The organism is Lacrimispora sp. (genome assembly GCF_032078915.1).
Lineage (GTDB): Bacteria > Bacillota > Clostridia > Lachnospirales > Lachnospiraceae > Lacrimispora.
This window is the reverse complement of sequence record NZ_DAMAUN010000149.1, coordinates 1-8,862: the sequence shown is the minus strand read 5'-3', so window position 1 is coordinate 8,862 and position 8,862 is coordinate 1. Positions and strand designations below refer to the sequence as shown.

The 8,862-nt window shown below is 32.7% G+C and carries 10 protein-coding genes; 9 read left to right on the top strand and 1 reads right to left on the bottom strand.

Features of this window, described 5'->3' with window-relative positions; translation table 11 throughout:
• The first annotated feature begins 106 nt into the window (after nucleotides 1-106).
• The 7 genes from RT269_RS28945 (at nucleotide 107) to RT269_RS28915 (ending at nucleotide 4,341) form a co-directional block, all read left to right on the top strand.
• Nucleotides 107-550, top strand: a complete 444-nt coding sequence (locus RT269_RS28945; protein WP_313187913.1) for a hypothetical protein — start codon at nucleotides 107-109, stop codon at nucleotides 548-550.
• 78 nt (nucleotides 551-628) lie between these two features.
• Nucleotides 629-1,177 (top strand): sigma-70 family RNA polymerase sigma factor, encoded by a 549-nt coding sequence (locus tag RT269_RS28940; RefSeq protein WP_313187911.1) that lies wholly within the window; start codon nucleotides 629-631, stop codon nucleotides 1,175-1,177.
• 33 nt (nucleotides 1,178-1,210) lie between these two features.
• A complete protein-coding gene (locus RT269_RS28935) occupies nucleotides 1,211-1,717 on the top strand; it encodes an HNH endonuclease (RefSeq protein ID WP_313187909.1) in 507 nt (168 codons plus the stop codon).
• A 109-nt stretch (nucleotides 1,718-1,826) separates the two neighbouring features.
• Entirely contained in the window at nucleotides 1,827-2,147 is a 321-nt protein-coding gene (locus RT269_RS28930) for a helix-turn-helix domain-containing protein (RefSeq protein WP_313187907.1), read from the top strand.
• A gap of 875 nt (nucleotides 2,148-3,022) precedes the next feature.
• Complete coding sequence (locus RT269_RS28925; RefSeq protein WP_331664260.1) at nucleotides 3,023-3,601, top strand: tyrosine-type recombinase/integrase; 579 nt, start codon at nucleotides 3,023-3,025, stop codon at nucleotides 3,599-3,601.
• 61 nt (nucleotides 3,602-3,662) lie between these two features.
• A complete protein-coding gene (locus RT269_RS28920) occupies nucleotides 3,663-3,890 on the top strand; it encodes a hypothetical protein (RefSeq protein ID WP_313187905.1) in 228 nt (75 codons plus the stop codon).
• 91 nt (nucleotides 3,891-3,981) lie between these two features.
• Complete coding sequence (locus RT269_RS28915; protein WP_313187904.1) at nucleotides 3,982-4,341, top strand: RidA family protein; 360 nt, start codon at nucleotides 3,982-3,984, stop codon at nucleotides 4,339-4,341.
• A gap of 999 nt (nucleotides 4,342-5,340) precedes the next feature.
• Here the strand turns inward: RT269_RS28915 and RT269_RS28910 are convergent.
• Complete coding sequence (locus RT269_RS28910; RefSeq protein ID WP_313187903.1) at nucleotides 5,341-5,688, bottom strand: DUF3888 domain-containing protein; 348 nt, start codon at nucleotides 5,686-5,688, stop codon at nucleotides 5,341-5,343.
• A gap of 94 nt (nucleotides 5,689-5,782) precedes the next feature.
• Here RT269_RS28910 and RT269_RS28905 point away from each other — a divergent pair, with 94 nt between their 5' ends.
• Both RT269_RS28905 and RT269_RS28900 read left to right on the top strand, forming a co-directional pair.
• The gene (locus tag RT269_RS28905; protein ID WP_313187901.1) at nucleotides 5,783-7,270 is read left to right on the top strand and encodes a WD40/YVTN/BNR-like repeat-containing protein; all 1,488 of its coding nucleotides are present in this window, start codon (nucleotides 5,783-5,785) and stop codon (nucleotides 7,268-7,270) included.
• On the top strand, nucleotides 7,267-7,698 hold the full coding sequence (locus RT269_RS28900) for a hypothetical protein (protein WP_313187900.1): 432 nt from the start codon (nucleotides 7,267-7,269) through the stop codon (nucleotides 7,696-7,698). Before RT269_RS28905 ends, RT269_RS28900 begins: the two co-directional genes overlap by 4 nt.
• The last annotated feature ends 1,164 nt before the right edge of the window (nucleotides 7,699-8,862 follow it).

The following is an 8,862-nucleotide window of genomic DNA, read 5'->3' as shown; positions in this document are numbered from 1 at the left end:
AAGGTAGGGACAAACGGTTTTCTATGTGGTTCGATTCCACATTGTCCCATCGGTAATTAACCGTAGAAATCAATCAAATATAATCAGAAAGCAGGGGTAATCAATTATGATGAAATGGAAAGCAAGAAAAGAGACAACAAACATTGGAGTATTAGAGTTAGGAAACATTACATTTAATGAAGACTACATGGAAATCTCCATTGATATTTTTGACATGTCCGAGGAAATGAAGACCGAAATAAACAAGGCTATTGAAATCGCAAAGGAAAGGTATGTTGAAGAAGAAAAAGATTGGATTACAGAACATCCCGAACATAAAGATAAAAGATGTTTACAGTGGAGTAAGAAGCCTGTAGTTATGGACTTTACATTCTTGCGTATAAGACTAGAAGCTGGAAAGCCGATTGATTATAGTGTTGAAATAGGTTTTCATGATGCCGTGAATGATAGTATGGAGCAATGGGATTGTAGCATCACGGTTGATTTGTCTGAGCATACAAAGGAATTACAGAAAGCAATAATTAAGGTACTGATTGATAAATTCTTCTAAGTATATTAAGCAATCAAAGGGAGGGTTGTCATCAAGTGACAATCTTCCCATCAATCAAAGAATAGGAGTGTGAGCCACATGAAATATCATAAGTTACAGCCATTAAATGACCAGGAAAAGAAATATGCAGAAGAACATCATGGGCTTGTATATCATTATCTTCACAAATATGGTTACAGTATTGAAGAGTATTATGACATAGCTATTTTCGGATATCTTAAGGCGGTGCAGTTATATCATAGAAGAGAAGATTTAAGAAATAAGTTTCAATTTTCTACGATAGGCTGTTTATGGATGAAATCAGAAATTAAGGATTATTTCAGAGCACAAAATAGACAAAAGAGAAAGTCAGAAGAAACAGTTATTAGTTTAGACGCTAAATATTTCGAGAGAGAAGGACTTTATAATATTATTGGCGGGAAATCTGCTGAAGTTGATGTGCTGGAAAATCTCCTGCTAGAAACTGTATTAGACAATCTTCCAGATAGACAACGAAAAATTGCTTTTTTAAAAATAAAAGGATACAGCGATAAAGAAATATGTTCTATGATAGAAATTTCTTCATCAACATGCTATTTAGAAATGAAAAAGATCAAGGTAATCGTAAAAGAATTAATGTTTGGCTAAGAAATGGCCTAACAGATTGAAAGAGGGGAGAATATGGCTTTTGTACTAACTAATGGACAGTATTACATTGCCAAAAAGAAAAGCGTTGGTATTATTAAGACACTACGAATTGAAGAAGCGCAAAGATTCTCTAATATTTACGGTGCAAATCGTAAGATGCAAAGAGCGCCTGGTAAGTGCCGAGGGTACTATACGCTTGAAATAAGCAAGGGAAAGAAAAAGAAGCGAAGGAAACATTATTCTGCCGATATTCGGAAAATGATTTATAATAAAGCAGATGGCCGATGCGTATTATGTGTACGTAAAATGCTATTTGAAGATATGACGCTAGATCATAGAATACCGCTTGCCATGAATGGGCCAGATGAGGTGGAAAACCTAACTTGTACATGTGAAACTTGTAATCAATTCAAGGGTAGTATTTTACCTAATGATTTTCAGGAACGTATAGTAGAAATTTTCATACATCAAATGGAAAAGAAGTATACGAATAAGCTTAAATGGAAAATTGTACATAAACTTTTGGAAAAGATGGTATAGGTGTGTCGGCACTGGTGGAAAATTCTACTGGTGCCGATTGATTAAAAGGGGAAGGAGTGTTATAATATACACGTAAATGAATGTATATTATGAATGGGAGCTTATGTTTATGGTTAACTACAATAAATTGATGGAAAAATTGAAGAAAAAGGGAATCACAACGTATACGATTAGGCAGAAAGCATTGATTCCTCAAGGGACGCTTGCAAAGTTAAAAATGTGTTCTGCTGATTCAATGGAAGAAATTGAAAATAAGTTAGAAAAATATAAAGAGGAACATGACGGAAAAGATTTTATGTGTGATGTTAGCACAAAGACAATTGAAGATATTTGTCAGCTTTTACAATGTCAACCACTAGATCTAATTGAATGGAAAGTTGACCTAAAGCCTGAACTATCATATGAAAGTAGATTCAAGGACGAGAAATAATAAAAGAGGACTTGATTTCCCAAGCCCTCCATTGTATAATCTACTTAGAAAGGTATTCGGAATTGAAATTTCCGATTGCCCTCAGTAAAAATACCTATTTTGAAATAGCATCTACTTTGGACGGTGGGATGCTATTTCTTTTTGTTGTTATGATTGTCTATGTAAGACAGAGCCGCAAAAACCACAAGTAACAAGGTTAAAACTTCGCCTGTACTCATAAGGGCATCACCCTCTCTTTCGTAATACTAGAGGGCATCTAACATCGGAAAATCGCATCCGTTTTCCTTTTGATTATACAATTTAATTATAGCATATGGAGCATTGATCTACAATCGAAAAAGCACCAACAGGAGAGTATTAATCTCTTGAGGGTGCTTTAATTGAACCTTGCTGACGGATTGCATCTACTGCCTTTTCCAATGAAAGTTTTGTCCATGTTTGCTTAATGGTCTGCTGCTTTAGTTCATTGATTCTTTTTGTGGTATATCTGTCAATCCACTCAATAAAAATAGACGGAATAAGATTCTCTGGTAGTTTCAGTAAGATGAAAAATGCGAACTCTTCCGCTTTGTTATATATACTGTAGAACAGCTCTTTAAATCTGTTGCGTTTCTTAAGTTCAATATTAATCTGTATCAACTCCTTCAAAAAAATTCAAAAAGTTTCAAAAATCATGGAGAGTTTGCACACTTTTATCCCATAAGTATAGTATAGGCTGATTCAAAGAAAATGGCAATCAAATATATAGTTCCAATAATGTATGAGTTTAGGAACTTTCCTTAATTTACGTGGTTTCTACGATGTCATAATTTTAGGCTGTAGAAATAGGAACTAAATCATTATGAAAATAGGAACTTTTAAAGGTGGTGAGAAATTTGAATAAGGAAACGGTAGCACTTACAGAAGAACAGTATAAAGAAATCATCTACACAATGCGATCAGGATTTTTATGCACCGATGGTCATATAGTAAAGCCCAACACAAGAATAGCAACTGCTTTGTCATTGGAAGCAAATTTAGGCTTGCGTATCAGCGATATATTACAGTTGAGATTATCAGCCATCATTCGTGATGGGGATAGATATAGACTAAATATTGTGGAGCAGAAAACCAAAAAGAAAAGGGAATTCACAGTACCAACGGATATTTATATCTATATGCAGAACTATGCTCTGGAAAATAATATCAATCCTGCTGCCAAGTTGTTTGATATATCGGAGAGAGCAGTCAATAAGCATTTGAAACTAGTATGTGATTATCTTGGATATTCTGGGATAGGATCGCATAGCTTTAGAAAATACTTTGCAACGAGTATTTACGTGAATAACCACTATGATATTAATTTGGTTCGTGTGCTCCTACAACATTCATCTGCGGTAACTACTCAACGCTATATCGGATTACAGAGACAAGAAATTGAAAATGCCTTACAGAATCACATAAAGCTACTGTGATTCTTTCATCTATTATATAGAAGAAAACAAACAAATAAATTAGTCCAGGAGGAAAAAGAATATGTTTCATATCGAAGAAAGAGAATTAAACACTATAGTTCAATCCGAGTATCAGAGGGGTGTTGCATACGGCATTAAGCTGATGGAGCAAAAAATACTACATGCTTGTGAGTGGGGGAATTCTATTAATATAGAAGGAAGAGCATATTTCGTTAAGACTGATATGGAGAACTTGCGGGATATATTTTTAGATTTGGAAAAGATGAATGAGGGAGGATATGAGATTTAAAAGAAATATTGCTACTTGATAATTGAATATTGAAAGTTGGTGTGGTATAGTAAAGGAACATTAGTTCTGTTTCGCGAAAGGAGATTTTATTATGATAAGAAGAATGCCGACCCATTGTGGAGATGAGACTTGTTCTTCATGCATTATTGCTGGGGATTACATTTTCCTTGCTCATCATGGAGGAGGGCAAGAAAAAGAAGATATTGTCTACCAAATGCGAAAGACTTTTGAAAGCATGAAGAACACACTTTCTTCCGTTGGCGCAACACTTGACGATGTAGTGCAGATAAATCTTTATCTAAGAGATATTAAAGATTTTAGATTGGCCGCTGATGTTTTTAAAGAGTATTTCAAAAATGGTTCGCCAGTAAGAATGACAACAACTACGGATTTTGTGGGGCAGACTTGTCTATGCCAAATGGATGGCATTGCATATAAACCATTAAAGTAAATAAATTATACATATAGCCAACTTTCAATATTCAAGTTGGTTTTACCACAAATGAGGTAAATGAAGGTTAAGAGCGAAAACGTAGTAGATTATTAAAGTGGTAACGTAACTTGTTACATGTTATTATGGATTTGTAATTTTGGTATCCAGGGATTGATTACCCCTTGATATATATTTGATTGATTTCTAGAAAGGTCATGGCTGCAAGGTCATGGCTTTTTTGCGTTTACTATATAAGTTTAGTTTTCGATTCAGACCGAATACGGCGGAATGATAAATTGTGTGAGTTATTAAAACAACAAAATAGTTGGCGTTCAAAATGGACTTCGTCAACACACATTTTTAATTATGGAAGAAATAGCTATGAATCCTTATTTTACAGTGGTTTATTAGCTTTTTTTATTATCTGGAATAGTGTAATCCTGCTGCAATCATATCAGAATATATACAAATTTTAGTGAAGTTCGAGAAAAGCCTTTATTTAAAAGGGTTTATAAAGAATTTAGACATTAGATTCGTTGAAAATAAATTATCTAAAAATATGTTTTGCTTATAAATACGCATATTACCGAACTCAGTTCCGAATAAAAATCAGTGAATACACTTAATTGTCAGATAATTAAGAGAAAAGGTAATGTGCTAGAATGCTTTATTTGTAGAGGTTTTACGCATTTTTACAAAAATCTATTATTGGAATTTTCTGATATTAACAATAGTAAATATTACTATTTGAGTTCGAAGTAGTTTCCTGGTGAATGATATGTATGATAATGTATTATATTCTTAATTTTTAATAATATTAACACTGAAAAATAATATAAATTCACTTCAACAAAAGATATGAACGTACCGTTCAGTCCGTACTTATGATAAATCTTGTAATATATTGCGATGAGATTTTATTGCTTTATTATTCTATATAAACTATCCTTATATTATAAATAGTTTCACTATTTTATATTTGAACTTAAGAAGTTTGTAAATATGAAAATGTGGTTTTTAATTTTCTGGTAGCGGTTTAATAATACTATCTTTTAAATGAGGTGGTATTTCATAAGACGCTAGATGCTCATATTTTTGCAATATGACGATTCCATTTGCATCAACGGTATAAGTGAGTCTATCATATCCAACAGGATTATGAGCGCCTATTTGGGGAAACACTCCGATTCTTACAGTTAGGTAATTTGAACTTGTGATATCAAGAATTTCATTTTCATAATTGTAGACCTCTAATTCGGTATTAAAATACTGATTATAATATTGGTTGATCGCAGAGGTTATATAAGAATTTAGTAAAGATAAAATTAGTTCATCTGTTAAATTGTTTTGTGGTAGGCCATTCATTTTAAAATGTTCCTTATTATAATTTGGATTAATAGTATATATGATAATATATTGTTTTTTATTACACATAGTAAAAATTGAAATTGGAGAAGTCATGATTAAATATTCGAAAAAAATACTTGTTGTAATAGTAATCATATTTATTGGTGTTATATGTTTTTTTGTTAAAGAAAATAGTGATTTCATAACTTTAAAGGAAGCTTATAATGTTGCATACAAAAAAGTAGTAGAAATTAACGATAAGGCTTTGCTTTATACAATGACAAGTGTAGATACAGAAGATACAAATAATTCTAAAGAAGGAATGAAGGGAAAAAGAAGGTTCTGGAATTTAGATTTTACTGCCCCCAATTCAGAAATACATTATATTTTTGAAATACGTGATAGAAAGATCGCAAAAATCACTAATTCTATGGGAGAATTATTGGATAAGGATTCCTTAATAGAAAGCAATGAAATAAATTTAGATTCTAGTGAAGCAATAAAGATTTCAGTAAACAATTATAATCTTAAACCGGGTATTAGCTGGGCCATCGGATATCATTTTACTCTAAATAAATATGATGGGACACCTAATCTAGTTGTAGTTGGGATAGATGAAGAAAATAATTTCTCGCAAATTAATTTTAATAGTATAACTAAATTAATTAATAGAGCACAATGTAAGGTGCCAATCGGTGGTGGACTATTTTATATGGAAAATAAAAGGCCTGTCTTTACCGACAATACTTTAGGTTTTGAAGGTATGACTTATTCCCCTAATTATCTTGAGGAACCAACGATGTTTGCTTGGGGATATAAGGGGTTAAATTCAATGTATCCTCAACCTATTTTAATGATGAAAAAGAAAAGTAGTTCCAATTGGAAATGCTTCGATTTAGATTACTATATTTCAAGTATTTGGCTTTCAACAGAAAACAACAATACAATCTATGCTTTGACCGATAATAGCTTATTAAAAAATATTGATTTAGAAAAGCAGTGGACAAGTATCTTTTCTGTATCCGAACAAATAGTAAACTCAAAAAATCAATCAAACTTTTTTTGCATTCAAACAAGTAATAAATTATTTTATTCAAGGGACTATGGCATTTCTTGGGAAGAATTTAATTTGCCTGTTAATCAGAATGTTGTGGCTGTTGACTTAGATTTAAACGGAAATGTTTATGCTTTAAGTAATGGATCGGTTTTTAGATTAGATAAAGGAAATTGGAATGAGGTGAATATTTCAACCGATACCCCAATTAAAAAGATATATTCATATAGCAACTATCTAATTTTATTAGGTAATAAAAAATTTTACTTATGGGATACATCTCTTAACATTAATAGTAGCTTCGATGGAAATATTAATAAAGTCATTGATAATAAAACTAGTAATAACCATTTATATGTTTTAGATAATGATGGAAGTTTGATAGAACTAATGAAAGAGGGGGATGAATGGCGAGTTAAAAAAAGAGATATGGGTTTAAAAAGTGGTTTCATAACAGATTACTTAGTCACTGACAAGGTCTCATACTATTGCACAATGCCAGAATATGCATGGCAGGATATGAAAAGAAAGGAAGGAAAAAAATGAAAAAAATACAAAAAATGAAGAAAGTTTTACTTTTAGTTGTTGCCCTATTAATATTTCTTGAGACTCCAGTTTATGCAGCTACAAGTTATGTTTTAAATCAAGATTGTACGAATTATATAAAAGGTACAACAACGGCTTCCGGTAAACCTGTGGCGATAGGGTATGTTGCTGTTCATGCTAGTAGCGGAACAACACCTGTGATTCCATTCGGTACATATATTTATATTGATCAAGTAATTACTACAAAATATGGTACAACTAATTCAGTGAAAACCGCTAATGGACAAGTCTCTACCTGGAGAGTTGAAGATATCGGCAACGGGACAGGATTATCAACATACTGGGTGGATTTTTTTATAGGTAAGGGACAAACTACATTAGCCACAGATTTTGGTATTGGTAAAGTGGATTATCATTATTCAAAGTAATTATTTGAAGCCGTAAGACGCGAAGATGTACAAACCGCAGGCATATGCAATATGCGGTAATTTTTTGCTTTAGACTGATGTAGTCAAAACTAGATAATCTAATGCATTAGTAAGAGGCAGCACAATACGAATGTAAATGTTAATGCTTAGGGTCAGTTATTAAAACTGATCCTAAGTTATTTTAAAAGGCACCCAGTTGTTGCTCACTTATATTCCATCAAGGATATATTTCTAAAATACACCCTATCTACAACACATTTTAAAGGCTCATTCAGCCACTTTATCCCATACCCTTAAGTATCATCTAAACCCTTACAAGCTGGAATCAGGGCAAATATTACCGTATACAGTCATGCTTATGGGTGTATGAACGGTATTATTAATAGTGAAGGAAATTATCAGAGGTGGCAGTTCCGCTACATCAGCTAGAAAGGAATTTCGAAAAAGGGGTGAGTGAAATTTGACTGACCCAAAATTGGTTCCCCAAAAAGGGGGCGAAATCTAACGTGCCCGTCTGATTGACACGTTGCCCAGGCTAATATAATCAAGCTCTCACCCATAGGTTAAAGAATCAACGTATACCTGTAAGTACGGGTTCGTTAAAAAAGTCCATTATGGACTCTTTTCTTATGTTCTCGTCAATATTGTCACCAACATCAACAATTGTTTACATGGTGTTTCACTTGCTTGAACCGAATAAATCGGATGAAGCAACTCAACAAGAGTATCTTGTCTCCTGGTTGGGGATATTACGGGTATAGTTACAAAAACTACTGCTCTTGCTATTATGAAATAAATTGTGATACTATATTTTTCTATTTAATAATTAAATAAATCGAGAAATTATAATAGGGGTGTAGAAAATGGGAGAAAAAGCTAAAAAATTAGAACCAACTAAAGATGTAATAAGAGAACTTTCATTGAGGTCTGGAAATCAGTGTGCTTTTCCGGGGTGTACTAACAGACGATAGGTTATTTACTATCGTCCTTTTTGTCCGTAAAATTAATATCCATATTTCAAATATGAAGTCACGAAGTAGTGATTATTATATAGCTCAGTTCTGGCTTGATATGCTATTTGATACAAATTATGGAGATAAAAGCGGTGATATGCAAAAACATGTTTGTGCTCACCTTTGTGGAACCACCCGCTTTCCGGGTCTA

Bases quoted from the DNA above. Each gene is read 5' to 3' on its own strand.
- RT269_RS28945 (WP_313187913.1), top strand. From the start codon at position 107: ATGATGAAATGGAAAGCAAGAAAAGAGACAACAAACATTGGAGTATTA.
- RT269_RS28940 (WP_313187911.1), top strand. From the start codon at position 629: ATGAAATATCATAAGTTACAGCCATTAAATGACCAGGAAAAGAAATAT.
- RT269_RS28935 (WP_313187909.1), top strand. From the start codon at position 1,211: ATGGCTTTTGTACTAACTAATGGACAGTATTACATTGCCAAAAAGAAA.
- RT269_RS28930 (WP_313187907.1), top strand. From the start codon at position 1,827: ATGGTTAACTACAATAAATTGATGGAAAAATTGAAGAAAAAGGGAATC.
- RT269_RS28920 (WP_313187905.1), top strand. From the start codon at position 3,663: ATGTTTCATATCGAAGAAAGAGAATTAAACACTATAGTTCAATCCGAG.
- RT269_RS28915 (WP_313187904.1), top strand. From the start codon at position 3,982: ATGATAAGAAGAATGCCGACCCATTGTGGAGATGAGACTTGTTCTTCA.
- RT269_RS28910 (WP_313187903.1), bottom strand. From the start codon at position 5,688: ATGAATGGCCTACCACAAAACAATTTAACAGATGAACTAATTTTATCT.
- RT269_RS28905 (WP_313187901.1), top strand. From the start codon at position 5,783: ATGATTAAATATTCGAAAAAAATACTTGTTGTAATAGTAATCATATTT.
- RT269_RS28900 (WP_313187900.1), top strand. From the start codon at position 7,267: ATGAAAAAAATACAAAAAATGAAGAAAGTTTTACTTTTAGTTGTTGCC.